The sequence below is a fragment of the Burkholderia anthina genome, assembly GCF_902498995.1.
GTDB lineage: Bacteria > Pseudomonadota > Gammaproteobacteria > Burkholderiales > Burkholderiaceae > Burkholderia > Burkholderia anthina.
Window position 1 is genome coordinate 111,078 of sequence record NZ_CABVLY010000014.1, and the last position, 22,964, is coordinate 134,041.

The 22,964-nt window shown below is 68.6% G+C and carries 22 protein-coding genes and 4 pseudogenes; 15 read left to right on the forward strand and 11 right to left on the reverse strand.

The window, feature by feature from the left end; all coding sequences use genetic code 11:
* Positions 1 to 4 precede the first annotated feature (4 nt).
* The gene (locus BME24068_RS18880) at positions 5 to 820 is read right to left on the reverse strand and encodes a family 1 encapsulin nanocompartment shell protein (protein ID WP_174927005.1); all 816 of its coding nucleotides are present in this window, start codon (positions 818 to 820) and stop codon (positions 5 to 7) included.
* A complete protein-coding gene (locus tag BME24068_RS18885; RefSeq protein WP_174927006.1) occupies positions 813 to 1,898 on the reverse strand; it encodes a Dyp-type peroxidase in 1,086 nt (361 codons plus the stop codon). The genes BME24068_RS18880 and BME24068_RS18885 overlap by 8 nt, the downstream gene beginning before the upstream one ends.
* Positions 1,899 to 2,389: 491 nt before the next feature.
* Here BME24068_RS18885 and BME24068_RS18890 point away from each other — a divergent pair, with 491 nt between their 5' ends.
* From BME24068_RS18890 to BME24068_RS18900, 3 genes are all read left to right on the forward strand, one after another.
* Entirely contained in the window at positions 2,390 to 2,863 is a 474-nt protein-coding gene (locus BME24068_RS18890) for a phosphate-starvation-inducible protein PsiE (RefSeq protein ID WP_174927007.1), read from the forward strand.
* Between the two features lie 92 nt (positions 2,864 to 2,955).
* Positions 2,956 to 3,411, forward strand: coding sequence for a DUF1269 domain-containing protein (locus BME24068_RS18895; RefSeq protein WP_096509049.1), 456 nt, complete (start codon positions 2,956 to 2,958; stop codon positions 3,409 to 3,411).
* A gap of 736 nt (positions 3,412 to 4,147) precedes the next feature.
* Positions 4,148 to 5,572, forward strand: a complete 1,425-nt coding sequence (locus tag BME24068_RS18900) for an aminotransferase-like domain-containing protein (protein ID WP_174927008.1) — start codon at positions 4,148 to 4,150, stop codon at positions 5,570 to 5,572.
* 13 nt (positions 5,573 to 5,585) lie between these two features.
* On the opposite strand, the pseudogene BME24068_RS18905 reads toward BME24068_RS18900, so the two are convergent.
* Positions 5,586 to 5,807, reverse strand: a pseudogene (locus BME24068_RS18905) (NAD-dependent formate dehydrogenase); the annotation flags it as partial.
* 195 nt (positions 5,808 to 6,002) lie between these two features.
* Here BME24068_RS18905 and BME24068_RS18910 point away from each other — a divergent pair.
* Together BME24068_RS18910 and BME24068_RS18915 are read left to right on the forward strand one after the other, a co-directional pair.
* Entirely contained in the window at positions 6,003 to 7,538 is a 1,536-nt protein-coding gene (locus BME24068_RS18910) for an FAD-dependent oxidoreductase (protein ID WP_174927009.1), read from the forward strand.
* Positions 7,539 to 7,777: 239 nt separating this feature from the next.
* Positions 7,778 to 7,972, forward strand: coding sequence for an enoyl-ACP reductase (locus tag BME24068_RS18915; protein ID WP_096507074.1), 195 nt, complete (start codon positions 7,778 to 7,780; stop codon positions 7,970 to 7,972).
* An 11-nt stretch (positions 7,973 to 7,983) separates the two neighbouring features.
* Here BME24068_RS18915 and BME24068_RS18920 read toward each other — a convergent pair whose 3' ends face one another.
* Positions 7,984 to 8,202 carry a DUF6566 family protein gene (locus BME24068_RS18920; protein WP_096507073.1) on the reverse strand — a complete coding sequence of 73 codons (219 nt, stop codon included), beginning with the start codon at positions 8,200 to 8,202 and terminating at the stop codon, positions 7,984 to 7,986.
* A gap of 158 nt (positions 8,203 to 8,360) precedes the next feature.
* On the opposite strand from BME24068_RS18920, the gene BME24068_RS18925 reads away from it, so the two are divergent.
* Both BME24068_RS18925 and BME24068_RS18930 read left to right on the forward strand, forming a co-directional pair.
* Positions 8,361 to 9,020, forward strand: coding sequence for a MarC family protein (locus BME24068_RS18925; protein ID WP_275405001.1), 660 nt, complete (start codon positions 8,361 to 8,363; stop codon positions 9,018 to 9,020).
* A 44-nt stretch (positions 9,021 to 9,064) separates the two neighbouring features.
* Positions 9,065 to 9,526, forward strand: coding sequence for a hypothetical protein (locus BME24068_RS18930; RefSeq protein WP_174927011.1), 462 nt, complete (start codon positions 9,065 to 9,067; stop codon positions 9,524 to 9,526).
* Between the two features lie 96 nt (positions 9,527 to 9,622).
* On the opposite strand, the pseudogene BME24068_RS35530 reads toward BME24068_RS18930, so the two are convergent.
* Positions 9,623 to 9,730 (reverse strand): annotated as a pseudogene (locus tag BME24068_RS35530) (STAS domain-containing protein); the annotation flags it as partial.
* A 422-nt stretch (positions 9,731 to 10,152) separates the two neighbouring features.
* On the opposite strand from BME24068_RS35530, the gene BME24068_RS18940 reads away from it, so the two are divergent.
* Entirely contained in the window at positions 10,153 to 11,523 is a 1,371-nt protein-coding gene (locus tag BME24068_RS18940) for a sigma-54-dependent transcriptional regulator (RefSeq protein ID WP_096507070.1), read from the forward strand.
* Between the two features lie 17 nt (positions 11,524 to 11,540).
* Here the strand turns inward: BME24068_RS18940 and BME24068_RS35055 are convergent, their stop codons facing one another.
* A complete protein-coding gene (locus BME24068_RS35055; RefSeq protein ID WP_239007994.1) occupies positions 11,541 to 11,744 on the reverse strand; it encodes a hypothetical protein in 204 nt (67 codons plus the stop codon).
* Between the two features lie 216 nt (positions 11,745 to 11,960).
* Here BME24068_RS35055 and BME24068_RS18945 point away from each other — a divergent pair, with 216 nt between their 5' ends.
* Positions 11,961 to 12,263 carry a hypothetical protein gene (locus tag BME24068_RS18945; RefSeq protein ID WP_096507083.1) on the forward strand — a complete coding sequence of 101 codons (303 nt, stop codon included), beginning with the start codon at positions 11,961 to 11,963 and terminating at the stop codon, positions 12,261 to 12,263.
* A gap of 274 nt (positions 12,264 to 12,537) precedes the next feature.
* On the forward strand, positions 12,538 to 13,971 hold the full coding sequence (rpoN, locus tag BME24068_RS18950; RefSeq protein ID WP_174927012.1) for an RNA polymerase factor sigma-54: 1,434 nt from the start codon (positions 12,538 to 12,540) through the stop codon (positions 13,969 to 13,971).
* 18 nt (positions 13,972 to 13,989) lie between these two features.
* Here rpoN and BME24068_RS35060 read toward each other — a convergent pair.
* Positions 13,990 to 14,106, reverse strand: a pseudogene (locus BME24068_RS35060) (endonuclease/exonuclease/phosphatase family protein); the annotation flags it as partial.
* 59 nt (positions 14,107 to 14,165) lie between these two features.
* Here BME24068_RS35060 and BME24068_RS18955 point away from each other — a divergent pair.
* Both BME24068_RS18955 and sdhB read left to right on the forward strand, forming a co-directional pair.
* Positions 14,166 to 14,408 (forward strand): DUF6566 family protein, encoded by a 243-nt coding sequence (locus BME24068_RS18955; protein WP_174927013.1) that lies wholly within the window; start codon positions 14,166 to 14,168, stop codon positions 14,406 to 14,408.
* A pseudogene (gene sdhB / locus BME24068_RS35535) lies at positions 14,409 to 14,610 on the forward strand (succinate dehydrogenase iron-sulfur subunit); the annotation flags it as partial.
* Positions 14,611 to 14,612: 2 nt separating this feature from the next.
* Here sdhB and BME24068_RS18960 read toward each other — a convergent pair.
* The gene (locus BME24068_RS18960; RefSeq protein WP_096507067.1) at positions 14,613 to 15,287 is read right to left on the reverse strand and encodes an HAD family hydrolase; all 675 of its coding nucleotides are present in this window, start codon (positions 15,285 to 15,287) and stop codon (positions 14,613 to 14,615) included.
* 202 nt (positions 15,288 to 15,489) lie between these two features.
* Between BME24068_RS18960 and BME24068_RS18965 the strand changes: the two genes are divergently transcribed.
* Entirely contained in the window at positions 15,490 to 16,674 is a 1,185-nt protein-coding gene (locus tag BME24068_RS18965; protein ID WP_174927014.1) for a sugar transporter, read from the forward strand.
* A gap of 31 nt (positions 16,675 to 16,705) precedes the next feature.
* Here the strand turns inward: BME24068_RS18965 and BME24068_RS18970 are convergent, their stop codons facing one another.
* The 3 genes from BME24068_RS18970 to BME24068_RS18980 form a co-directional block, all read right to left on the reverse strand.
* Complete coding sequence (locus BME24068_RS18970; RefSeq protein WP_244110683.1) at positions 16,706 to 17,878, reverse strand: helix-turn-helix domain-containing protein; 1,173 nt, start codon at positions 17,876 to 17,878, stop codon at positions 16,706 to 16,708.
* A gap of 186 nt (positions 17,879 to 18,064) precedes the next feature.
* Positions 18,065 to 19,192 (reverse strand): NAD(P)-dependent alcohol dehydrogenase, encoded by a 1,128-nt coding sequence (locus BME24068_RS18975; RefSeq protein ID WP_174927016.1) that lies wholly within the window; start codon positions 19,190 to 19,192, stop codon positions 18,065 to 18,067.
* A 14-nt stretch (positions 19,193 to 19,206) separates the two neighbouring features.
* Positions 19,207 to 20,676, reverse strand: coding sequence for a benzaldehyde dehydrogenase (locus BME24068_RS18980; RefSeq protein ID WP_174927017.1), 1,470 nt, complete (start codon positions 20,674 to 20,676; stop codon positions 19,207 to 19,209).
* Between the two features lie 820 nt (positions 20,677 to 21,496).
* Here BME24068_RS18980 and BME24068_RS18985 point away from each other — a divergent pair.
* Both BME24068_RS18985 and catC read left to right on the forward strand, forming a co-directional pair.
* A complete protein-coding gene (locus BME24068_RS18985; protein ID WP_174927018.1) occupies positions 21,497 to 22,633 on the forward strand; it encodes a muconate/chloromuconate family cycloisomerase in 1,137 nt (378 codons plus the stop codon).
* A gap of 24 nt (positions 22,634 to 22,657) precedes the next feature.
* Positions 22,658 to 22,948, forward strand: coding sequence for a muconolactone Delta-isomerase (gene catC, locus BME24068_RS18990; protein ID WP_096507061.1), 291 nt, complete (start codon positions 22,658 to 22,660; stop codon positions 22,946 to 22,948).
* Positions 22,949 to 22,964 lie beyond the last annotated feature (16 nt).

The following is a 22,964-nucleotide window of genomic DNA, read 5'->3' on the forward strand; positions in this document are numbered from 1 at the left end:
GACGTCAGGCCGCCGCGTTGCCCTGCGGCGCCACGGCCACCGATGCCTCGCTCGTCAGCATCAGGAACGTGTACGTTTCGCGCAGGTACAGGCGGACGACCTTGTCGGTATGGCTCGTGTAGCCGATCGACACGTCTTCGCCGAGGTGCAGCTCGTAATCGCCGCCGCGGGTGGACAGCACGCAGCCGCCGCTGATCGCCGGCGCCCAGATGATCTCGCCGCTGACGATCCGCTTGATGTGGCCGAGGACCGGATAGCCCTGGTCGCGCGCCTCGCTGAGCGCCGTGTACGCGTCCGAGCCGAGCACCACCGAGTACGGGCCGTCGACGCCGGCGAGCCGCAGCGCTTCGAGCGCGTCGCTGATCGCGTCCGGGTACGCGCCGACGTCGGCCGGCAGCGTGAGCTTGCGGTTCGACGTGCCTTCGCGGATGCCGACGATGCCCGCGGCCTGGTAGCCGTCGAAGATCGCGCCGTCTTCGGCGAAGGCCAGCCGCTGCGCGGCGTCTTTCGCCGGCTGCCAGTCGGCGTCGCGCGCACCGCGCTCGACGCTGTCGATCGCGTCGCGGCTCAGTTCGAACGGCACCGTGAGCTCGACGATCGTGCGGACTTCGCGCAGCCGCGCGCCGACCTGCTCGCGCGGGGCGGCCACGTCGAGCAGGTGCCCGGTGCCGACGGCCGACAGCTCGGGACCCGCCGGGCCTTCGACGTCGACCACGCGACGCCCGGCTACCGAGCGCTTGAAGGTGCGTGCCACTTCTTCCTCGATCTGTTCCCAGGCCGGCGACGAGATCGGTGCGAGTTCGCGATGCAGGTTATTCATAGGCTTTGGCTCCTTTCAGCGATCCGATGTTCAGCGAGCCGTCACGGCGCGACTCGGGTGATGAGGGTTCAGGCTGGGCGGTCGGGGCAGCGTCGGCGTCGGCAGCGGCCGGCGCCGGGCGATCGGCGAGCGCTTCCAGCAGGTCGGCCGACGGCACGAAGAACAGCGAGCCGGTAACCGCGCGGCTGTAGTCGAGCAGCCGGTCGTAGTTGCCCGGCGGGCGGCCGACGAACATGTTCTCGAGCATCTGTTCGATCGGCGCCGGCGAACGCGCGTAGCCGATGAAATAGGTGCCGAATTCGCCGGAACCGGGCCGCCCGAATGGCATGTTGTCGCGCAGGATCTTCACTTCCTGGCCGTTTTCGTCGAGCGTGGTCAGCGAGCTGTGCGAGCACGACGGCTTCACGTCCGGCGCGAGCTCGATGTCGGACAGCTTGGTGCGGCCGATGATGCGCTCCTGCGTCTCGACCGCGAGCGCGTTCCAGCCGGCCATGTCGTGCAGGTACTTCTGCACGATCACGTAGCTGCCGCCCGCGAATTCGGCATCCTCGTCGCCGATCACCGTGAAGTCGACCGCTTCGCGGCCTTCCGGGTTCTCGGTGCCGTCGACGAAGCCGATCATCGCGCGCTGGTCGAAATTGCGGAAGCCGTGCACTTCGTCGACGACCGTGACCGCGTCGCCGAGTGCGCCGAGCAGTTGCGTCGCGAGCTCGAAGCACAGGTCCATCGCGTCGGCGCGGATGTGCAGCAGAATGTCGCCGGGTGTCGCGACCGCGACGCGCTGGCCGGCGCCGAATTCACGGAACGGATGCAGCGACGCCGGGCGCGGGGCGCCGAACAGCGCATCCCATGCGTCGGCGCCGAAGCCGCAGACGCATGACAGGTTGCCGCCCGGCACGCGCTTGCCGACCGAGCGCACCAGCGCGGCGATGTCGCCGCACCATCCGCGGATCGTGTCGGCGCGGTCGGCGCCGGGGTTGACGGTGGCGACGAGGAAGATCGCGCTGCGCGTGATCGTGTCGTGGACGGCCTGGGAAAGCGGGGGACGGGTTTGCATCGCGGCCTGCCGGTCAGTCATGTCGGGACGAACGGCCCGCGGATGCCGCGGCGCGCGAGGGCGAACGGTAGGACTGTGTCATGCGACTGTTCTCTGTGTGACATGCGGATGAAGGACGTTGCGCGGGCATCGCGCAACGGGCCGCAGCGGCGGCGGCCTGCCGCCCGGGCGCGAAAAGGGCAGGCAGGCAGGGTGGCCGCGCGTTCGCCCGGCGCGTGACCTGTCCGCACCGCGTAACGTCGTCGAGCATGCAATCTAGCAGCTTCGGCGGGTCTTTGGAACACGTATCGTCAATCTGTCATTCGAATGGGTCAAACAACGAACGGTTTGTGCGGGCTTCGCGCAGCTGTGCTCCTGACGCGTGCGACGCTGTGCTCTTGAGGCCGCGTGGCGTGCGCGGTAGATTGGGTTCGCTCGCGATGCGTGACGATTCGCGACGATGCGCGCGCCGGTGAAATCGGCGGCAACGCTGTTTTCCGGTCCCCGTCATTCCATCGCCCGACACGTCGAACATGTCCACCGCTTCCTGGCCGCCGGCCGAACACCTGCGCCGCCGCTTCGGTCATTTCCTTCACGCCGCCGAGCTGGGCGGGCTGATCGTGATCGGGCTCGCGACGGTGTTCGCGATGGCGCAGGAGGCGTGGAAGGTGATACTCGCCGGCGAGGTGTCGCTGACGGACCTGCTGCTGATGTTCCTGTATCTCGAAGTGCTCGCGATGGACGTGCGCTATCTGCGGCTCGGCCGCTTGCCGGTGCGTTTTCCGCTGTTCATCGCGATGACGTCGCTCGCGCGGGATCTGATCTTGCGCGGCGCAACCGACAGCCCCGAGCGGATGCTGATGACCACCTTCGGGATCGTGCTGCTCGCGGTGGGCGTGCTGATCCTCAGTTTCGGGCAGCACCGATTCCCGATCGAGGCCGACGACGCCGGCCTCGATGCGCAGGCGCGCGGGGCCCGACTGCGGGACGGGGAGTGGAATGCTTGAATGCCGGGTGCGCAACGCACGCGGCACGAATCGTCCGCGGATGACCGTCGATCGGCGGCGGTCGCCCGGATCGCCAATGCAGGAGGGTTCGAATGGCCAGGCAACTGATCGTCGCCGTGTTCGGCAATGCCGACACGGCCCGTCGCGCGGCGAACGATTTCGACGCGCTGTCGGAGAAGCACGAAGGATTTCATATCGATAACGGCGTCGCCGTTGAAAAGGACGCGGCCGGCAAGCTCGCCGTGCTCGACGCCGAAGCGCCGCCGTTCAAGGGCGGGTTGATCGGCGCGATCGCGGGCGGCCTGCTCGGGATGCTCGCCGGGCCGCTCGGTGTCGCGACCGGCATGGCGGCCGGCGCGGGGTTCGGCACCGTCGCCGATGCGGCCGGCCACGCGCTGCTCGACGGCCGGTTCGTCGAATCGGTCGCGACGCAGCTCGTGCCCGGCAGCGCCGCGGTCATTCTCGAGGCGGAGGAGGCCACGCCGTTCTCGGTCGACAACGTCGTGACGGGGTTCGGCGGCAAGGTCGTGCGTCACGCGCTCGGGTAGGCGGGGCGCGTTCGAGCCGGGCGCGAATGTGCCGCGCATTGCGCCCGGCATCGCGGTGACGCTACCGCCGTGCTTCCTGCAATCGCGGCTGTGAGCGTCGATGCGGCGGCCTGCGATCCCGCTCGCGTTGCCGGGCCGGGTGCGGGCGATCGACCGTAGAGCCGTGAGCCGATCGAATCGAACCACGGCGTTCATTCCCGACGCGCGTTGTCGATGAATGAGCGCGGCCGATCGATCTTCGCGTCGACGACATCGCCGAAGTGTGCGCATTCGCACACTTCGAATGCCCGCGCGCGCATCGCGTCGCCGTTGCACGACACGACGATCGGGAATGCCGCGCATCGATTCGCGCGTGACGCGGCACGCACGGATCGATGCCGCACGATGACAGGGCACGACGTTGCGACGTCGCGCCACGTTTCGACAGCAGCATGCACGCTGCAGAAACGGACGACACACGAGAACGCCGCGTGCCGCCGTCCTTCCATCTGTTCACCACGTCCGGGCGATTTGGCGTTTCACCGCCAAACTGTCACTTACATTCGCCGAATTGACGCAGTAGGATGCCGATCCCTGTCATGATGGATTTCGCATTGCTATCCGCCTTCAATTTCGGTAATGGACGACGCTCGAACCGGAACGCCCGCGATCGCGCACGGCTATCCGGCTTCCCGCATCGGCGCGGCATGCTCGCCGATGCGTCACGGGCCGGTTCACCGCTGGCGGGGCGAGGCGGATGAAGCTCTACGAAAAGTTCGCGAACGACATAGAGAGACTCATCCGGCAACGCGTGTATCGACACGGCGATCGCGTGCCGTCGGTGCGGCAGGCGAGCCAGCAGCACCGGATCAGCATCACGACCGTGCTGCATGCGTATCTGCTGCTCGAAAGCCGCGGGCTGCTGGAAAGCCGTCCGCAATCCGGTTACTTCGTGAACCTGCGCAACGACGACGGCCATGCGCCGGTGCGCGATCTGCGGCCGTCGAAGCCGATCGCGATTTCGTCGTCGGTCGATGTGAGCCGGCTCGTGCTGTCGACGCTGCGCTCGATCGGCACGGACGACGCGGTGCCGCTCGGCTCGCCGTATCCGGACCCGAGCCTGTTTCCGTTCGAGAAGCTGAACCGCTATGCGTACGCGGCCGGCCGCGACAAGTCGTTATGGGGCGTGACGGACGGGCTGCCGCCCGGCCATCCGCGCCTGATCCGGCAGATCGCGCGCCGCTATCTGGAAAACGGGATGTCGGTGGACCCGAACGAGATCATCGTGACGGTCGGCGCGACCGAGGCGATCAACCTGTGCCTGCAGGCGGTCGCGAAGCCGGGCGACACGATCGCGGTGGAATCGCCGACGTTCTACGCGATGCTGCACGCGATCGAGCGGATGGGGATGAAGGCGATCGAGGTGGCGACGCACCCGGAATACGGAATCGACATCGCGGCGCTGGCGGCGATCGCGAAGTCGCAGCCGATCGCCGCGTGCATGGTGATGCCGAATTTCCAGAACCCGCTCGGCTTCCAGATGCCCGACGAGCGCAAGCGCGAACTGGTCGAGTTCGCCACCCGCGTCGACATGCCGATCATCGAAAACGGTGTGTATAACGAACTGTATTTCGGCGATTCGCATCCGAGCACGCTGAAGTCCTACGACCGCGGCGGGATCGTGCTGCATTGCGCGTCGTTCTCGAAGAGCCTGACGGCCGCGTACCGGATCGGTTGGGCCTTGCCGGGCCGCTACCGGGATCAGGTCGAGAAGCTGAAGTTCCTGAACACGCTGGCGACGCCGTCGATCCCGCAGCTCGCGATCGCCGAGTTTCTCGAACGGGACGGCTACGAGCATCATCTGCGGCGGATTCGCAAGGCGTATGCGCAGCAGGCGAACCTGATGCGCTCGATGGTGTCGCGGTTCTTCCCCGAAGGCACGCGCATCTCGAGCCCGGCGGGCGGCTACGTGCTGTGGGTCGAGTTGCCGGCGCAGGTGGATGCGATGCGGCTGTACCAGCTCGCGCTGGAGCAGGGGATCACGATCGGGCCGGGCTACATGTTCTCGATCGCGGACAGCTACCGGAACTTCATCCGGCTGAATTACAGCAGCCCGTGGTCGCCGGAGATCGAGCGCGCGGTCGTCACGGTCGGCAAGCTCGCGACCGCCTGCCTCGGTTAGCCCGGCCTTGGGCTCAGGTGAGCCGGTACGACTGCTTGCCCGTTCCCGCGAGCGCGCCGCCGTCGACGATCAGGTATTCGTCGCGGATCGGCTTGCCGTCGAACCAGTCCTGCAGGATCTCCAGCGTGCCGGCCGCGTAGCGCGCCTGGGCCGACAGCGACGTGCCGGAGATATGCGGCGTCATCCCGTTGTAGGGCATCGTGCGCCACGGATGGTCGGCGGGCGCGGCACGCGGATTGCTCGGCTCGCCGGCCCCTCCGCATGCGCGGCCGGTGTGTTGCGCCGCAATGTGGATCACGTTGTACGCCGGTCGCGGATCGCGTACAAGCTACAGTCCGCGTTTGCGTGCGCTGCGGGGTCGTCTGTACCTGTTCTTTTCGGGAAGGACGCCGATAATGGGATCGTTACCTCACTCGCAGGGAGCCAGGCCATGTCCGCAAGCGCTGCTTCGTCTTCACGTCCCGATCTCGCGCAGGGCATCGCGCTCGACGACATCGCCGACGGCGCGATGATCGAGGGCCATGTCGGCGACGCAGCCGTGCTGCTCGTGCGCCGCGCCGACGAATTGTTCGCGGTCGGTGCGCAATGCCCGCATTACGGCGCACCGCTCGCCGACGGCCTGCTGGTCGGCGACACGATTCGGTGTCCGTGGCACCACGCGGCGTTCTGCCTGCGTACCGGCGCCATGCAGCGCGCGCCCGCGCTCGACGGATTGACGTGCTGGCGCGTCGAGCGTCGCGACGGCCGCGCGGTCGTGCTCGATGCGCGGCCGGCCGCGGCCCCGCCCGCGTTGAATACGGCCGGGCTGCCCGGCTCGGTGGTGATCGTCGGCGGCGGCGCGGCCGCGATCGCGGCGGCCGTGACGCTGCGCCAGGAAGGCTATCCGCACGCGATCACGCTGTTGAGCGCCGACAGCGAACCGCCGTACGACCGGCCGAACCTGTCGAAAGATTACCTGGCCGGCACGGCCGAGGCCGACTGGCTGCCGCTGCGCGGCGCATCGTTCTATACCGACGAGCGCATCGACGTGCGCTGCGGCACGCGCGTCGCGCGCATCGACCCGGCACGGCGCGCGGTCGAGCTGGCCGACGGCAGCCGGCTCGCGTACGGCGCGCTGCTGCTCGCCACGGGCGCGGAGCCGAACCGGCTGACCGTGCCGGGCGCCGATCTGCCGCACGTGTGCGTGCTGCGCTCGCGCGCCGATTGCGATGCACTGATCGGCAAGCTCGGAACGGCGAAACGCTGCGTCGTGGTCGGCGCGAGCTTCATCGGCCTCGAAGCGGCGGCCGCGTTGCGCACGCGCGGACTCGACGTGCACGTCGTCGCGCCCGATGCGCATCCGATGGCGCGCGTGCTCGGCGAAGCGCTCGGCGACACGATCCGCGCACTGCACGAATCGCACGGCGTGGTGTTCCATCTCGGCGCGACGCTCGCGCAGATCGTACCGAACCACGTGGCGCTGTCGAACGGCGACGTGCTGCCGGCCGACGTCGTGGTGGTCGGCATCGGCGTGCATCCGAACATCGCGCTCGCGCAGGACGCGGGCCTCGCCGTCGATCGCGGCGTGACCGTCGACCGCTTCCTGCAGACGAGCGCGCCGGGCGTCTATGCGGCCGGCGACATCGCGCGCTGGCCCGATCCGCTGACGGGCGAACGCATTCGCGTCGAGCACTGGGTCGTCGCGGAGCGGCAGGGCATCGTCGCCGCGCGCAACATGCTCGGACAGCAGCGGCCGTTCGACGCGGTGCCGTTCTTCTGGACCCAGCACTACGATTTGACGGTCCGCTATGTGGGACACGCGGAGCAATGGGACCGCGTCGAGATCGACGGCGACCTGCGCGCACATGACGGTTCGGTGACGTACTGGCGCGGCAACGCGCGGCTCGCGGTCGCGACGATCGGTCGCGATCTCGACAGCCTGCGCGCGGAAGAGGCGCTCGAGCAGCAGGGCGCGGCGCACGAATGAGGGCGGGTATTGCACGGCGATGCGCGGCCGACCGGCTGCGTGGGCCGAAGCGGGTGCTGTACCCCGCACGGCACGCGATGCAGCGCCTGTTGCCGACTGTACCTTGACCGGCCCATCCTCATGCCGCACGCTCCGCGATGTGCATGGCAGCGCGCAACCCGCGTTCGCGTGCCCATCTGGTTGCGTACGCAACTGCCGCCGCGACGCGCGAAGCGGCCCGGAACCGGACAGGAAGCCGAATGGAAAAGTATCTCGTCGAGACCGTGCTCAACGCGATTGCCGAGCGCATCATCGGCCACCGCGTGATCGACGCCGGCACGGCGGCGTCGACTTCGGTCGAGCTGACGCTGGACGACGTGTCGCGGCTGATGCGCGGCGCGTTCGAGGCCGGCCAGTCGGTGCGCGCACCGACGTGGCCCGGCGCCGGCCGATGAGCTGCGCGCGGCTAGCGGTCCTGCGTGCGGATCATCACGCGCCCCTGATCGATTCCCCCGCGCAGCGCCTCGTCGCACGTGAGCCATTCGGGCGTGACGAGCTCGGGCGCGGGCAGGTCGACCGGCGCGCCGTCGCGGAAGATCCGCACCTGTGCGACCCACGCGCCGTTCGCATTGCGCGTCGCGTCGACGCGGATCTCGTGATCCAGGTAGGTATCGCTTGCTTGCATCGGTCAGGGCCCTCCGTCGTGAGTGAACGAGGATGCGGCGGCCGCGTGTCGCGCGATCTCGATCGTGCCGCCGCGCGGGCCGCCGGCAGCGGTGCGTCGATCGTAGCAGCATCGCGCGGCGCGCGCATCGGCCGTGTATCGAAACCTGCATGCGCAGCATGCGGCCACGACGGAGCGCGCCCGTGAACGTCGACCTGACTTTCTCCATCAAGGTGTTCGCGGCGCTGTTCGCGATCATGAACCCGATCGCGAACGTGCCGGTGTTTCTGTCGTTGACCGAAGGCGCGACCGACGGCGCGCGGCGCAAGGTCGCGCTGACGGCCGCGCTCGGCGTGACGATCGGCTGCATCGTGTCGGCCATCGCGGGCGGTGCGATCCTGCATGCGTTCGGCCTGACGATCGACGATTTCCGCCTCGCGGGCGGACTGCTCGTGCTCCTGATCGCGCTGTCGATGCTGCATGGCGCGCCGAGCCGTCAGCATTCTCCGGGCGACGGCGAGGGCGCCGATCCGGCCGGGGCCGACGGCGTCGCGATCTATCCGCTGACGATTCCGCTGCTGGTCGGCCCCGGCACGATCGCGACGATGATCGTGCTCGGCCACACCGCGTTCGCGAGCGGGCAGGAACTCGCGTTCGCGCTCGGGCTCGTCGCGTTCCTGCTGCTGCTGAGCGCGGCGCTGCTGGCCGCGCCGTTCATCGGCCACTATCTGTCGCCGCGCGTGACGGCCGTCACGCAGCGGCTGATGGGGATGATTCTCGCGGCGATCGCGATGCAGATGATCGTCGCGAGTCTGAAGGCCGCGTTCGGACTGCATTGAATGCGGCGCGCACGGTCACGGGCGTGCGCGCCAGGGAGTTGCTGATGAACACGTTGATCGTGGTGTGCTATCCCGACCTCGACACGGCCCTGCGCGTGGCCGCCGAACTGGAGACGTTGCACGGGCGTGGCGTCGTATCGCCGGCGGGCGTCGTGATCGTCGAGTGCGCGGCCGACGGACAACTGCGCAAGCAGACGGTCGGGCGCGGTGGCGCTGCGTCGGGATCGCTGGTCGGCCGCGCGCTCGAACGCGTCGAAGCGGCGCTCGACGCGTCGCGCGAGCGGCCCGTGGACGATGCGCTGACCGATCGCATCGCGCGCAAGGCGCGGCCGGACACCGTGTCGCTCGGGCTGGCGGCGACGCAGCTCGACATCCTCGCGCTGAGTGCGGCGCTCGCGCCGTTCGGCGGCGAAGTGACCGACACGACGTTGTCGATCGACGACGAGCTGAAGCTCGTCGAAGCGATCTCGAAGCGGCGCGACGGCGGCGTGCCGGCGGCCGACTGATTGCATCCGCTTGTCGCGCGCCGGTCACGCGCTCAGTGCGCGGCCGCTTCCGGCTGCGCGCCAGTCGCATACTGCTCGATCGTCGTCGCGCCCGCTGACGTCGATCCCGTTGCGACGGAACGTGTGCATGATCCGGTCGAGCGCTTCGATCGCGATGATGTCCCGGAGGTGCGCATGCGACAGGTCGAGCCGCACGCGCGACACGTTCAGTAACACGTCCTGGATTGTTCGTGAACGACCGAACAGTCGCGTGCCGTCATCGCCGGATTTCGACATGGGCGTGACCGCGGCGAGAATTTTTGACCGAATGCGACGAAGACGAGATGAAAGAATGACGTGACATGCGCTGTTTCTCACGTGAAAAGCATTTCGTTTTACCCTGCCGCGAGACATTGAATTTTGCATGCGGGCTTCGCAAACAGATAGATTTATTCGATGTATCGCGATTGCGCGACATGCTTCTTCTATACTGCTAAACATTCGTTTGTCATGGCAGGACAGCTTGTCCGCTCGTTCGTGTGCCGCGTGGAACGTCGGTCGCGGGTTGCCCCGGCGCGGCGTCCGCACCGCATGCCCGCCGCGGTTTCGGCCGATGCCGGCGCCGGGCCGCACCACAAGGAGCTTCGATGCCTTATGTCCTGATCGTCGAAGACGATGCCGATACACGTACGATGCTCGCGACGCTCGCGCAAGCCCAGCAGCTTTCGTGCGACACGGCCGCGACGCTCGAAGAAGCGCGCACGCTCGTCTCGACGCATACCCCCGATCTCGTACTGTGCGACCTCGTGCTGCCGGACGGTAACGGCATGGATCTGTTCGACGCATTGCCCAAGCGCGGGCATTGCGAAATGGTGTTGACCACCGGGCACGCGAGCCTCGAAACCGCCATCGATGCATTGCGGCGTGGCGCGACCGACTATCTGGTGAAGCCGATCAACATGCAGCGGCTGAACAGCATCTTCGCGCGTGTGCCGCGCACCACCGCATTGCACGAGGAAATCGCCGAGCTGCGCTCCGAACTGCAGCGCCTCGGGCGCTTCGGCCGGATGCTCGGCAGCTCGCCCGCGATGCAGGCCGTCTACGACGCGATCGGCCGCGTCGCGCGCACCGAAGCGTCCGTGCTGCTGACGGGCGAATCCGGCACCGGCAAGGAGCTTGCCGCACAGACGGTTCACGATCTGAGCTTGCGCCGCCGCGGCCCGTTCCTCGCGGTCAATTGTGGCGCGATCGCCGCGAACCTCGTCGAAAGCGAGATGTTCGGCCACGACCGTGGCAGCTTCACCGGCGCCGAGCGTCAGCACAAGGGCCTGTTCGAGCGCGCGGACGGCGGCACGCTGTTTCTCGACGAAATCACCGAGATGCCGCTCGAATCGCAGGTCAAGCTGCTGCGCGTGCTCGAAACCGGCCGGCTCACGCGGCTCGGCTCCACGCGCGAGATCGACGTCGACGTGCGCATCGTCGCGGCGACCAACCGCGATCCGGAAGCCGCGATGGCGGACGGCAAGCTGCGGCCCGACCTCTATCACCGGATCAACGTGTTTCCGATTCCGCTGCCGCCGCTGCGTGAGCGCGGCGACGACATCCCGATGCTTGCCGATGCGTTCCTCAAGCGCTACAACGAGGACACCGGCCGCAACCTGCGCTTCGCGCCGGCTGCGCGCGAAGCGCTGAAGGGCTACGCATGGCCGGGCAACGTGCGCGAACTGCGCAACTTCGTGCAGCGCGCGAGCATCTTCAGCGACACCGACGTGATCGACACGCTGCCGCCGCCGATCATGGACGAACTGTCGAACATGGTCGACGCGCATGACGATCGCGTGACGGTGCCGTTCGGCACGTCGCTCGAGGAAGTGGACCGCAAGCTGATTCTCGGCACGATCGCGCAATGCGGCGGCGTGAAGGCGCAGGCGGCCGAAGTGCTCGACGTCAGCCTGAAGACGATCTACAACCGGCTTGCACAACTCGAAGACGAAGCAGAAGAAAAGCCGGACGCGTGATTCGGCGCCGGCCGCGCTCATGCGGGTGATCCGGTGCGGCGTTTCGCCGAGGCCGGCCACGGTCCGTCGTCGTGCGTGCCCGGCAGCGTGTCGGGTTCGATCCGCGTGACGCCGCCGGTCGCGGGCGGGTCGCTTGCCGGAAACGGGTCTTCGCGCTGCTTGTCGACAGGCTGCTCCGAGTGGCGCGTCTTCGTACGGGCGTGGCGTTTCTGCGGCGGCAACTAAGCGCGGTGCGGCTCGTGTGCAGGCGTGGCGTGGCCGGACCGGGTCGAATCCTTCATGGCGAGGCGCCATGTCGGTGACGGTGACGCGCCTTTTGCCGCAACCGGCGTGCCCGTCTTGCAGCGATGGCACGCGACTTGCCACACCGGGATGACGACAACGTGCGCGATGCGGTGAAGCGCGCCGCACGCGCACGCAATCACACGGGAGGCACGATGACGATTCCGAAACGGCGGCCGGACGTGCGTTACGAAGTCAACGTATGCGGCGGCGGATTCGATTCGGTAAAAAGCCACTTCAGCGCATGGAAACAGGAGTCGTTGGTCTACCGGCCCGATCGCCGGATGTTCGAGGGCAAGGCCGACGTGCGGCCGCTCGACGAGACGTTCGGCTCGACCGAGCCCGCGCGTTTCGCGTTGCAGCGCGCGTGCGAGCCGGACGATCCGTACGCGCTCGCGGCACGGGTGCGCGACGACGGCCGCGAGCTGTGGCTCGTGATGGCGGCCTACGACGGCTAGCGCGACGTCGTTGAAAGTTTTGCAGCGCGCGATGTAGCGAAGGCATGACGCACCGGCCCTCGTATGCGGGTGCGAAGGATGGCTTTTCGCGATCGGCGGCGCTGCGCGAATTCCGTGCCCCCTAACTTCCCGCCGCTTGTAAAAAAGCGGTTTCCGGTACGGCCGGTAACGGGGTGCGAATCCGTGTATGCCGCGATGGACGAGGCTCGGCCGGACTGGCATGAAAGCTGCGTGATACGTGCATACGAATCCGCACACTGTCAGGAGAGCATCGATGTCCGTCACGCTTGCGCTGCAGATGCGACAGCATCTGGCACTCACGCCGAGGCTCCAGCAGTCGCTTCGCCTGCTGCAGTTGTCTTCGCTCGAATTCCAGCAGGAATTGCGGCAGGCGCTCGACTTGAATCCGTTTCTCGAAGACGGGCAGGGCGACGACGAAGCCGCCGCCGAGGCGCCCGAGCCCGCGGCCGAAGCGGCCGCATCCGAGGCACCGCCCGAGCGCGACGACGTGCGCCCGCCGGACGCCGACATGTCGTACACGGCCGCGCCTGCCCCGCGCGGCACGGGCCGCCAGGGCGAGGACGGCAGCCAACTGTCGCCCGGCGAATGGATGGCGGCCGAGCCTTCACTGAATCGGCAACTGCACGACGCGCTGCGGCTCTATCCGCTGAACCGGCGCGATCGCGAAGCGGCGCGCCTCGTGATCGACGCGCTCGACGACGACGGCTACCTGCGTCAGGAACTGGCCGAACTGCTGGTCGCGGCCGATCCCGCACTGCTGCTGTCGGAACAGGATCTCGCGGTCGCGCTGCGGCTCGTGCAGATGCTCGATCGCCCGGGGATCGCCGCGCGTTCGCTGTCCGAATGCCTCATGCTGCAACTCGACGCGATTCCCGCCGGCACGCCGGCGCTCGCGGAAGCGAAGGCGATCGCGCGCGAGCATCTGGAGCGGCTCGCGCGGCGCGAGACGGCCGAGATCCAGCGGCGCGTCGGCTGCAGCCAGCAGGCGATGCAGGCCGCCTGCGCGCTGGTGCGCGGGCTCGATCCGCGCCCCGGCAATCACTACGGCAGCACGCGCGGCGACTACGTGGTGCCGGACGTGATCGTGCGCCAGGTGCGCGACGAATGGATCGTGACGATCAATCCGGCGGTGCTGCCGCGCGCGCGGCTGCACGAACGCTATGCGACGCTGTTCGCGCAGTCGAGCGGCGAGCGCGATTCGCCGCTCGGCCAGCAGCTTCAGGAAGCGCGCTGGCTGATCCGCAACGTGCAGAAGCGCTTCGACACGATCCAGCGCGTCGGCGAATGCATCGTCGCGCGGCAGCGCGATTTCTTCCGCTACGGCGAGATCGCGATGAAGCCGCTCGTGCTGCGCGACATCGCCGAAGCGCTCGACCTGCACGAATCGACCGTGTCGCGCGCGACGGGCAACAAGTACATGGCCACGCCGCACGGCACGTTCGAGTTCAAGCACTTCTTCCCGCGCAAGCTGGCGGCCGCCGGCAAGGGCGTGTGCTCGGCATCCGCCGCGAAGGTGCTGATCCGCGACATGATCGCGGGCGAACGGCACGACGATCCGCTGTCCGACGTCGCGCTCGCGCAGAACCTCGCGGGGCGCGGCATTCTTCTTGCGCGTCGTACCGTGACCAAGTACCGCCAGGCGATGAAGATTCCGCCGGCCGAACTGCGGCGGCGCGACGCCGCATGACGGCGCGCCCGGTCGACTCGCGCGCGGGTTGCGGTGTACGTTCATGTCGACTCGCCACTCGCCGGGATGGATCCGGATTCGATCCAGCGACAACACCGGGCACAGCGTCGGAAACGTGCTCGGCGCCGGTGCGCGCGGCGATCATGCGGCACGCATTTTTTTCATGTCATCGCAGATAAGGACGGGGGGCCGCCATGGCGCATCAACTGGATGCACAGGTCCGCGATCTGTATCGCGGCCACGAGATTCGCGTATGGGCGCGGCGCAACGCGCGCGGCACATGGGGCGACGAAGTGCAGGTGTATGTGGACGGCGCGCGCATCGAGCTGTATGTGCCGGAGTCGACGCCCCAGGAATGGCCGACCGAGGACGAGGCGCTGCGTGCGGGGAGCGAGCGCGGGCGCTATCTGGTCGACAAACGCGTCGACGACGACTGACCGGCCGGGTTGCCGCACGCGTACCGGTTTATCGCGGATTCGCGCGATCTGCCGACGGCCGGGCGGCTCGCCGATCTCGACGATCCGTATCGGCTGTTCGGCTGCCGCACGACCATGAACTGCACGGACGTGTGCCCGAAGGGACGGAATCCAGCGAAGGCGACGACGGAGATCCGGCCGGCTGGTCAAGCGGACGGTTTAGTCCTACGGCCGCGCCGCGATCTCGTCGAGGTGCCACAGCAGATCCGCCGGATCGTCGTACACGCGCAGCGCGCCCGAGCGTTCCAGCTCGTCGCTGCCGTACCCGCCCGACAGCAGCCCGACACCCAATGCGCGGCAGCGGCTCGCGGCGAGCATGTCCCAGATGCTGTCGCCGACCACCACCGAGTGTTCGATCGGCACGTTCAGCTTCGCGGCGGCGGTCAGGAACAGGTCGGGGTCCGGCTTCGCATACTTGACCTGGTCGCGCGTGACGACCACGTGCTTCGCCGGATCGACGCCGAGCGCTTCCAGGTTGATGGCCGCCGTTTCCATCCGGCCGCTGGTCGCGATGGCCCAGCGAATGCCCGCGTTCGTCAGCGCGGCGAGCAGCTCGCGCGCGCCGGGCAGCGGCCGGACCTGCGCGCGCAGCCGCTGGTACGCGGCCGCATGCAGGCGTGCGAGCCGTTCGACGCGCTCGGCGTCGATGTCGCCGGCCGTCTCGCGCAGCAGCTGGTTCAGGAACAGGCCGCCGCTCATGCCGATCTTGCGATGGATGCGCCACACCGACAGTTCGATGCCTTCGGCATCAAGCGCTTCCTTCCACGCGAGCACGTGCTGGTAGACGCTGTCGACGAGCGTGCCGTCGAGATCGAACAGAAATGACGTTTCAATGCGCATGTGAATCTCCCGGCCCGATGGCGCTCGGGCGTGTCGTTCGCAAAAAGTGCCTGGGCGACATTATCGGCGCGCGGCCGTGTCGTCGCCATGTCCCGCCGAAACGGCCGCCGCCGCGGCAGCGGCGTGTCTTGAGCCGCTGGTACAATCGCGGCGACGCGCGAGGCCGGCTGCCCGCGCCCTCACATCTTCGTCGATTCCCCGTATGGCAACCCCCGACGCCGTCAGTTCCGAACAGTCGTGGTGGGGCGTTCTGGCCCTGGCACTCACTGCCTTCATCTTCAATACCACCGAATTCGTGCCTGTCGCGCTGTTGAGCGCGATCGGCGACAGCCTGCACATGCAGCCGACCTCCGTCGGCCTGATGCTGACGATCTACGCGTGGGCGGTCGCCGTCGTATCGCTGCCGATCACGTTCGTCACGCGGCACGTCGAGCGCCGCAAGCTGCTGGTCTGCGCGCTGCTGGTGTTCATCGGCAGCCATGTCGTCACCGGCGTCGCGTGGAATTTCACGGTGCTGATGATCGGCCGGCTCGGCATCGCGTGCGCGCATGCGGTGTTCTGGTCGATCTCCGTCCCGCTGGCCGTGCGGCTCGCGCCGAGCGGCCGGAAAAGCCGCGCGCTCAGCCTGCTCGCGATGGGCACGGCGATCGCGATGGTCGCCGGCATTCCGCTCGGACGCGTGATCGGCGAGGCGCTCGGCTGGCGCGTCACGTTCCTCGTGATCGGCGGCGCGGCGGCCGTCGCGCTGCTGTTGCTGCGCGCGACGCTGCCGCTGCTGCCGAGCCAGGGCGCCGGCTCGCTTGCGAGCATCGGCTCGTTCCTGCGCAAGCCGGCGCTGGTGTCGCTGTACGCGATCACCGTGCTGGTCGTGTCCGCGCACTTCACGTCGTACACGTACATCGAGCCGTTCGTGCAGAGCATCAATCACGCAAGCAGCGGCCGGATCACCTATGTGCTGATCCTGTTCGGCGTCGCCGGCGTGCCGGCCGCGCTGTGCTTCAATCGCGTGTTTCCGGAGCGGCCGGCCGACTTCCTGCTCGCGTCGATCATCGCGTTGTCCGCGTGCCTGCTGATCCTGTTCCCGAGCGCGCTGAACATCGTCACGCTGTCGGTCCACACGCTGGTGTGGGGCGGCGCGATCGTCTGTTTCGGCCTCGCGATGCAGGCGTGGGTGCTGAAGCTCGCGCCCGACGCGACCGATCTCGCGGTGTCGATCTTCTCCGGGCTGTACAACGTCGGGATCGGCGCCGGCGCGCTGCTCGGCAACCATATCGCCGCGGATTTCGGGCTGCCGTGGATCGGCACGTTCGGCGGCGTGGTCGGGATCTTCTCGGCCGGAATCGCGTGGGCCGCGTTGCGGCTGCACGAGCGGCGGGCGGTGGCGTAAGCGTCGGCACGTCTGATGCCACCCGCCGCATTCATCCCTGCGGCTCGCCGTTCCCGAGCCCTGCCGCATCGAGCTGCCTGAGCTTCGCGTACAGCGTCGTGCGCGAAATGCCCAGTTGCCGCGCGGCCGCCGATACATTGCCGTCGTGTTCGTCGAGCGCCCGGCGGATCGCGTCGAGCGACTGTTCGTGCAGGCTGGCCTGCGGGCTGGCGGCCGGCGCTGCGCGGCACACGTCGGCGGCGTCTTCGAGCACGTCGGCGTGGCGCGCCGTCGCCGCCCGATCGAGCGGCGCGCGCACGGTGCGCACCCATACGTGGCTACCATCGTCGCGCGCGATCCGCTGCGGCGTGCGCGCCGGCGTCAGCAAGCGGCGCTGCTGCACGGGCGTCGCGCCCGGAAACAGTTGCCGGAGATCGTACGGTGCGACCGGCCCGGCCGGTGCGAGATCGAGCATCTGCCGCGCCAGGCGGCTCACCGCGCGCACGCGGCCCGCTTCGTCGAGCGCAATGACGCCGGCGAGCGGTGTGCCGAGCCAGCGCGCGTCGTGCTGCACCTGCAGCAGATGGCAGTCGCGCAGCATCGCATACAGCCGCTGCTCGGCGGACAGCGCCGCGTGCCGGAATTGCTCGCGCAACTGCACGACGTTGCGCCGGCCGATGCCGGTGATGTCGAGTGCGCCGATCACTTCGCCGTCGAAACCGACCAGCGGCACCGCGAGACAGAACACCCGCGACAACTCGTGGAGATAATGCTGCGCGCCCGCGACGACGGTTTCGGCGCCGTCGTGAATCACGCAGCTCGGCGCGGTCGTGCCGATGTTCGGCTCGACGATGCTGCGTCCGGCGACGATCGGCGTGAGCAGCGCGTCGTCGCATTGCGGGCTGCGCCGCGCATGGATGATCGTGCCGCGCGGATTGACGCACATGATCGCCCACTCGCTGCCGCCGAACGCGGCCCACAGCGGCTCGATCTCCTGCGCGACGCAGCGGTAGAGCCGCCGGTCCGCGCGCGATTCGTCGCGCTCGCCGAGCATGTCGTACCGGGCGGTCTGCCAGGGCCGCAGCCCGGCGTCGCGCGAACGCAGCCACGAGCGCGCGACGCCGGCCGGCAACGCCGTTTCCGGCAGCGGCTCGCCCGCCGCGAAGCGGGCGCGGAGCCGGTCGAGGTCGACCGGCCGTGAAAGGGGTTCAGGGGCCGTGTTCACGCTGCGTTCCATTTGGGGTCGAATGTCCGGGCCGGGCATGCCGGCCCGGCGTGTCGCGCGAATGCGTAATATAGCCCGGTGCCCGAAGCCGGGTATTGTCGAAGGGGGCGAAGGGGGCGAAGGGGGGAAAGGGGCGCCGCCGCCGGTGTCGCCGGCCCGAACCCGGAGGGCGGCGGCGCGCCGCGCTCAATGCGGCAAACGCAGGATTGGCTTGAGCGTGATGCCGCTGCTGCTGTCTTCCGCTGCCTGGTTGATCTGCTCGAGCGGGTAGAACTTCACGAGCCGGTCGAACGGAAACCGTCCTTGCAGATGCAACTGCACGAGTTGCGGAATGAACGTCTGCGGCACGCTGTCGCCTTCGACGATGCCGCGGATCGACCGGCCGCCGAGCAGCAGGTTGTTCACGTCGAATTCCGCCCTGGTGCCGAGCTTCGGCGCGCCGACCACGCCGATCGTGCCGCGCGAGCCGAGCGCCTCGATCCCTTGCGACAGCACGGCCGGCAGCCCGGTCGACTCGAGCGCGAAGTCGGCGCCGCCGCCGGTGATCTCGCGAATCGCATCGACGACGTCCACCTGCTTGCTGTTGACCGCATGCGTCGCGCCGAGCTCGAGCGCCAGCTCGAGCCGCGACGGCACGATGTCGACGGCGATGATGGTCGCAGCGCCCGCGACGCGTGCGGCCATCACCGCACTCATGCCGACCGCGCCCGCGCCGAAGCTCGCGAAGCTGCTGCCCGGGCGCACCGCGAGCGAATGGATCACCGCGCCGGCGCCGGTCTGGATCCCGCAGCCGAGCGGCCCGAGCAGTTCGAGCGGCGCGTCGGCCGGCACCTTGATCGCGTTGTTCTCGCGCGCGAGCGCGTAGCTCGCGAACGACGACTGCGCGAAGAAATGATCGTGCAGCGGCTGCCCGGCTTCGTCGCGGATCGCGGTCTGGCCGTCGGCATCGGCGCCGCCGAAATTCAGGCCGAAGAACTGCCGGCAATATGCGCCGTGGCCGCCGACGCACGACGGGCAGTGGCCGCACGCACCGTAGGTCAGCACGACGTGATCGCCCGCGGCGAGCGTCTTCACGTTCGGGCCGACCGCTTCGACGACGCCCGCGCCCTCGTGGCCGAGCACGGCCGGCAGCGGCACCGGGTAGTACTGGTCGCGCACGATCAGGTCGGTGTGGCACAGGCCGGTCGCGACGACGCGCACCAGCACCTCGTCGCCGCGCGGCGCGCGGATCCGGGCGGATTCGATCGTAAAGGGGGCGCCGGCGGCGCGCGCGACGGCCGCGGTGACGGCGCGCGTATCGTTTTCGGTATACATGGTCGGTCTCCTCGTCAAATCGGATACGGTGGCGCTTCGCCCTTGATCGTCAGCCACTGCCACTGCGTGAATTCTTCCCAGTTCGCGCTGCCGCCGATGCTCGAGCCGTTGCCCGATGCGCCGACGCCGCCGAACGGGTTGATCACTTCATCGTTGACCGTCTGGTCGTTGATGTGCAGCAGCCCCGTGTTCAACCGTTCGCCGAGCCTGAGCGCGCGGCCGACGTCGGCCGACAGGATCGCCATCGACAGCCCGTATTCGGTCCGGTTCGCGAGCGCGATCGCGTCTTCGTCGGTATCGAACGGCACGACGATCGCGACCGGCCCGAAAATCTCCTCGTCGAATGCCGGGTTGCCCGGCGCGACGCCGCTCAGCACGGTCGGCTCGAAGAACAGGTCGCGATGGCCGCCGCCCGTCTCGACGCACGCGCCCGCGCGGCGGGCCGCGTCGACCAGCTGCGCGGCATGGTCGCGTTGCGCGGCATTGATCAGCGGGCCGAGGCCGACGTCCGCGGTCGCGGGGTCGCCCACGCGCAGGCTTTGCGCTTTCTCGACGAGCTTCGCGACGAAGCGGTCGTGAATCGCGCGCTGCACGAGCACGCGGCCGGTCGCCATGCAGATCTGGCCTTGATGCAGATACGCGCCCCACGCGGTGTTGGCGACGGCGCGGTCGAGATCGGCGTCGTCGAGCACGATCAGCGAGTTCTTGCCGCCGAGTTCGAGCGACACTTTCTTCAGATGGCGGCCGGCCGCTTCGCCGACCTTGCGCCCGGCCGCGGTGGAGCCGGTGAACTGGATCATCGCGACGTGCGGATCGGCGACCAGCGCCGCGCCGGCCGCGCCGTCGCCGGGCAGCACGTGCAGCACGCCTTCGGGCAGGCCGGCGAGTTCGAACACGCGCGCGATCGCGATGCCGCCGCACACGGCCGTGCGCGGATCGGGTTTCAGCACGACGGCATTGCCGAGCGCGAGCGCCGGAGCGACCGCGCGCATCGCGAGGTACAGCGGGAAATTGAACGGCGAGATCACGCCGACCACGCCGCGCGGGCGGCGGCGCGCGAGCGACAGGCGCCCGGCTGCCGACGGCAGCACTTCGCCGGCCGCGCGCGACGGCAGCCCGGCCGCTTCATGCAGCGCCTTGATCGTGACGGACGTTTCGAACGACGCCTTCGCGCGCGTCGAGCCGCTTTCGCGCACGAGCCAGTCGACGATCGCGTCGAAGTGCGTTTCGGCGACGGCTGCCGCGCGGCGCAGCACCGCCGCGCGCTCGTCGTACGGCAGGCCGAACCACGCCGGCTGCGCGCGATGCGCGGCGGCGGATGCGTCGGCGATCGCCGCGCCGTCCGCGAGACCGATGCGGCCGAGCGTGTTGCCGGTGGCCGGTTCGATCACGTCGGCCGCGTGCGGGCTTGCGTGCCAGCGTCCGTCGAAGGTCTTGCCGCGCCACACGTCGGCGTCGAACAGAGGGGTGTTGCTGCTATCCATGTAGGCTCCAGAAGAAATTCCAACCCGCCGGATCGGGCGTTGCACCGCCCCGACCGGCATGCGCGCGAGGGTAGGCGGGCGGGACGCCGCCGGGCCATCCGGGTTTCTTCCCACCCGCCGCGCCCGCGTCGATCGGTGGCTGCATGCGTTCGCGTGTCCGGAAACTGGACACTTGCCGGGGGGCAGGCACTGCCATGCTCGCCGCGAATTCGATGGGCGGTCGGAGCCGCGGGCGGATGCCGGGATCGACCATCGTCGTCGTGCCGGCCGGCGCGAGCAGCGTGTTGACGGCGGACCGGCGCTCGCCCGTCACGAGCCCGCGCCGCGTATCGCCGGCGTTGCGCACGACTCCGGCCCGCCCGTGGCGCGTCGTGCGCTTCGACAGGAAGTACGACGTGCCGAGGGTGCCGAACAGTGCGTGGGTGGCGTGCCGTGCGCGGATCGATATTCAGACCATTGCGGGTATCGAAAGCCGGGAGGGCGATCCACCGCCCGGCGCGTCATTTTTCTCTAAGGAAAACCCTGATAGGCCCCTTGCCGGGCGTGGGAGACGGCCTGATTTCGACCGGTTTCGCCGGCCTGGAAAGCGGCCGGCGCGTTTCTGTTCAAGCTGCGGCCCGCGTGTGCGACTGCCTTGTCCAGCAAGCCTCCCGGCTCGCATACCTAGCCAAAATAGGTATGGCGCACCGCAATATTTCGTGTCCAGAGCCGCATTTCGATACCTGTCAGGTATCAAAAAACACGCCCAAAAGTATTGGACGCTCCATTTCCCCGCCGCGTATAAATCCGTCCCATGAACTCCCCACTTGCAGCGTGCACCATGTCCTCAGTCACCATCGAACGCATTGAAACCCGCCTCGTCGATCTGCCGACGATCCGTCCGCACAAGCTGTCGGTTGCCACGATGCACGGCCAGACGCTGATGCTGGTGAAGGTGACCTGCAGCGACGGCGTGACCGGCCTCGGCGAAGGCACGACGATCGCCGGGATGGCCTACGGCCCGGAAAGCCCCGAGGCGATGAAGCTCGCGATCGACGCGTATCTCGCACCGGCGATCATCGGCAAGGATGCGACGCGCATCCAGACGCTGATGGCGTTCCTCGGCAAGCTCGCGAAGGTCAATCACTTCGCGAAGAGCGCGCTCGAAACCGCGCTGCTCGACGCGCACGGCAAGCGCCTCGGCGTGCCGGTCAGCGAACTGCTCGGCGGGCGCCGCCGCGATCGGCTGCCGGTTGCGTGGACGCTCGCATCGGGCAACACGGCGACCGATATCGCCGAAGCCGAACGGATGCTCGAGCTGCGCCGCCACAACGTGTTCAAGCTGAAGATCGGCGCGAAGGCGCTCGACGCGGACATCCGGCACGTGGCCGAGATCAAGCGCGCGGTGGGCGATCATGCGTCGGTGCGCGTGGACGTGAACATGGCCTGGAGCGAAACGCAGGCCGCGCGCGCGATTCCGGCGCTGGCCGATGCCGGCTGCGAACTGGTCGAGCAGCCGGTGGCGTCGGCGGCGGCGCTCGCGCGGCTGATGCGCCGTTTCCCGGTCGCGCTGATGGCCGACGAAATCCTGCAGGGCCCGGACAGCGCGTTCGAGATCGCGAAGCAGAACGGCGCGGACGTGTTCGCGATCAAGATCGAGCAGAGCGGCGGCCTGTTCGCCGCCCAGCGCGTCGCGGCGATCGCGGACGCGGCCGGCATCGAGCTGTACGGCGGCACGATGCTCGAAGGCGCGTTCAGCACGGTCGCATCCGCTCACCTGTTCGCGAGCTTCGCGAACCTGCAGTGGGGCACTGAACTGTTCGGACCGCTACTGATTACCGAAGAGATCCTCACGACCCCGCTCGACTACAGCGATTTCGAGCTGACCGTGCCGGCCGGCCCTGGCCTCGGCATCGAACTCGACGAAGCGAAGGTTGCGCGCTTCACCCGCGACGGGCTGACGAAAGTTTCCCGCTAACCGACACCGTATCAGGACATCACGATGCTTTTCCACGTACGCATGGACGTCAACATCCCGGTCGACATGCCGGCCGCGGTGGCTGACGAAATCAAGGCCCGCGAGAAGGCGTATTCGCAGGATCTGCAGCGCAGCGGCAAGTGGCGCCATATCTGGCGCATCGCCGGCGAATACGCGAACTACAGCGTGTTCGACGTGTCCGGCAACGCCGAGCTGCACGAGATCCTGACCGGCCTGCCGCTGTTTCCGTACATGAAGATTTCGGTGACGCCGTTGTGTCGCCACCCGTCGTCGATACACGACGGCGACCTCTGAACCGCGGAGCCGTCTG

Bases quoted from the DNA above. Each gene is read 5' to 3' on its own strand.
- BME24068_RS18880 (WP_174927005.1), bottom strand. From the start codon at position 820: ATGAATAACCTGCATCGCGAACTCGCACCGATCTCGTCGCCGGCCTGG.
- BME24068_RS18885 (WP_174927006.1), bottom strand. From the start codon at position 1,898: ATGACTGACCGGCAGGCCGCGATGCAAACCCGTCCCCCGCTTTCCCAG.
- BME24068_RS18890 (WP_174927007.1), top strand. From the start codon at position 2,390: ATGTCCACCGCTTCCTGGCCGCCGGCCGAACACCTGCGCCGCCGCTTC.
- BME24068_RS18895 (WP_096509049.1), top strand. From the start codon at position 2,956: ATGGCCAGGCAACTGATCGTCGCCGTGTTCGGCAATGCCGACACGGCC.
- BME24068_RS18900 (WP_174927008.1), top strand. From the start codon at position 4,148: ATGAAGCTCTACGAAAAGTTCGCGAACGACATAGAGAGACTCATCCGG.
- BME24068_RS18910 (WP_174927009.1), top strand. From the start codon at position 6,003: ATGTCCGCAAGCGCTGCTTCGTCTTCACGTCCCGATCTCGCGCAGGGC.
- BME24068_RS18915 (WP_096507074.1), top strand. From the start codon at position 7,778: ATGGAAAAGTATCTCGTCGAGACCGTGCTCAACGCGATTGCCGAGCGC.
- BME24068_RS18920 (WP_096507073.1), bottom strand. From the start codon at position 8,202: ATGCAAGCAAGCGATACCTACCTGGATCACGAGATCCGCGTCGACGCG.
- BME24068_RS18925 (WP_275405001.1), top strand. From the start codon at position 8,361: ATGCGGCCACGACGGAGCGCGCCCGTGAACGTCGACCTGACTTTCTCC.
- BME24068_RS18930 (WP_174927011.1), top strand. From the start codon at position 9,065: ATGAACACGTTGATCGTGGTGTGCTATCCCGACCTCGACACGGCCCTG.
- BME24068_RS18940 (WP_096507070.1), top strand. From the start codon at position 10,153: ATGCCTTATGTCCTGATCGTCGAAGACGATGCCGATACACGTACGATG.
- BME24068_RS18945 (WP_096507083.1), top strand. From the start codon at position 11,961: ATGACGATTCCGAAACGGCGGCCGGACGTGCGTTACGAAGTCAACGTA.
- rpoN (WP_174927012.1), top strand. From the start codon at position 12,538: ATGTCCGTCACGCTTGCGCTGCAGATGCGACAGCATCTGGCACTCACG.
- BME24068_RS18955 (WP_174927013.1), top strand. From the start codon at position 14,166: ATGGCGCATCAACTGGATGCACAGGTCCGCGATCTGTATCGCGGCCAC.
- BME24068_RS18960 (WP_096507067.1), bottom strand. From the start codon at position 15,287: ATGCGCATTGAAACGTCATTTCTGTTCGATCTCGACGGCACGCTCGTC.
- BME24068_RS18965 (WP_174927014.1), top strand. From the start codon at position 15,490: ATGGCAACCCCCGACGCCGTCAGTTCCGAACAGTCGTGGTGGGGCGTT.
- BME24068_RS18975 (WP_174927016.1), bottom strand. From the start codon at position 19,192: ATGTATACCGAAAACGATACGCGCGCCGTCACCGCGGCCGTCGCGCGC.
- BME24068_RS18980 (WP_174927017.1), bottom strand. From the start codon at position 20,676: ATGGATAGCAGCAACACCCCTCTGTTCGACGCCGACGTGTGGCGCGGC.
- BME24068_RS18985 (WP_174927018.1), top strand. From the start codon at position 21,497: ATGTCCTCAGTCACCATCGAACGCATTGAAACCCGCCTCGTCGATCTG.
- catC (WP_096507061.1), top strand. From the start codon at position 22,658: ATGCTTTTCCACGTACGCATGGACGTCAACATCCCGGTCGACATGCCG.